Raw genomic sequence first — 1,392 nt, 5'->3', positions numbered from 1 at the left:
GCGGAAGTAGTGGAACCGCTCGGCGATGGCGTCGGCGGGGGTGCCCAGTGCGAGCAGACGGGCGACGATGCCGCCCTCTTCGTCCTCGAAATCGAGGTACACCACGGCGTTACCGAGAGCGAGTTCGGCCGCCGTGACGGTGAGCGCAAGCCATGTCTTCATGGCCTCGGGCTCGGCGAAGATGCTGTGCAGCCGCCCGGGGTAGAACATGCCCGCCCCGTCGTCACGGCGCCCGATGGTCGGCTCGGGCGGCGTGTACTGGCCGGACAGCACCGGGGCGAGATCGACGCGCTGCCATGACGTGGCCACCGGGGCGGCGGCCTCGCCCGGTCCGCCGGGCGCCGGGGCAGCGTCCGCACGCGGGTACGCGGGGGCATCGTCGGGCGGAGGCGGGGCGGTCAGCCAGTGCGCCAGCGGGTCAAGCGTCGCGGGCTCGCCCGGCGGGTCCGTCTCGGGGGTCACGGTGGGGTCTCTCCTGGGGGCGGTTGTGCGGGAGGTCGAGGGGTTCGCCGCGCGACCCCAGGTGGCGCCACCAGCCGGGGCGGCCGGGGATGGCGACGGGCGGCCAGCCCGGGGCGGCGGTCACCTCGCGGGCGCGCGCACGGACGGCGCGGCGGGCGGTGAGTTCGGCGTGTGTCGGCCGGCGGGCAAGGGCGGGCGCGATGCGGCGGGCTTGCGCGTTGGCGTCCGCGGTGACGATGCGGAACCACTCGGCGGGGTCGTCTTCGGCGAGGCGGTCGAGCCATGCCTCGCGGGCGCTGTGGCGGCGCCACTGCTCGGCGGCGGTGATGACCGCGACCGCGCGGCGCGGGTCGGTGGAGCGCAGCGCGGACCATGCCGGACTGCCATACTCCGGGGCGTGGTCGACGTTCAGCGCGGCCACCTGAGCTGACGCCCACAGGGCCACGGGGTCGTGTGCCGTCGTCTCGGGCGGGGCCGGAGCCACACGGGCACCAGACGGCACGGCGGGGCGCTGCGCGGTCCGCGCGGCGCTCACGGGGCGGCCTGCCGGACGTTGAAGCGGGCGGCGAGGTCGGCCTCGCTCCGCCCGCGACCGCGGCACCGGGCCACCTCGGAGGCGAGCTGGGCGCGGGTGAGCCCGTACGTGCTCGGGCCGGGCCGCGCGGCGAGGCACAGCAGCGGGTCACGGTGCCCACAGGCGAGCGGGGGCAGGCGGCCGGCCGTACCACGCCGCTCCCGCAGCGCCGGGGATATGCCGGGGATGGTCATGCTGTCGCGCTCCCCGATCCGGTGCCGCCTGGTCTTGTGGTGCCGGTATCGGCACCGGACGGGGCCGGGCGGGCGCGGAAGACCAGGCGCAGCCGCTCGCGTTGCCGCACGCTCAGCGGGGGCGCCGCGTCCACCAACGCCCGGATCTCGGCGGCGTAGTCG

2 protein-coding genes and 1 pseudogene are annotated in these 1,392 nt (G+C 76.9%); all 3 read right to left on the bottom strand.

All coding sequences use genetic code 11. The annotated features are described in order from the left end of the window. Positions 1 to 462, bottom strand: a pseudogene (locus IE225_RS32580) (hypothetical protein); the annotation flags it as partial. After that, positions 419 to 946 (bottom strand): DUF2742 domain-containing protein, encoded by a 528-nt coding sequence (locus tag IE225_RS32575; RefSeq protein ID WP_190061276.1) that lies wholly within the window; start codon positions 944 to 946, stop codon positions 419 to 421. The gene IE225_RS32575 and the pseudogene IE225_RS32580, both read right to left, overlap by 44 nt. A 47-nt stretch (positions 947 to 993) precedes the next feature. Next, positions 994 to 1,230, bottom strand: a complete 237-nt coding sequence (locus tag IE225_RS32570; protein ID WP_190061275.1) for a hypothetical protein — start codon at positions 1,228 to 1,230, stop codon at positions 994 to 996. Positions 1,231 to 1,392 lie beyond the last annotated feature (162 nt).

The sequence above is a fragment of the Streptomyces echinoruber genome (genome assembly GCF_014651135.1).
In the GTDB taxonomy this organism is placed as follows: domain Bacteria; phylum Actinomycetota; class Actinomycetes; order Streptomycetales; family Streptomycetaceae; genus Streptomyces; species Streptomyces echinoruber.
This window is presented reverse-complemented; position numbering and strand designations above follow the sequence as displayed.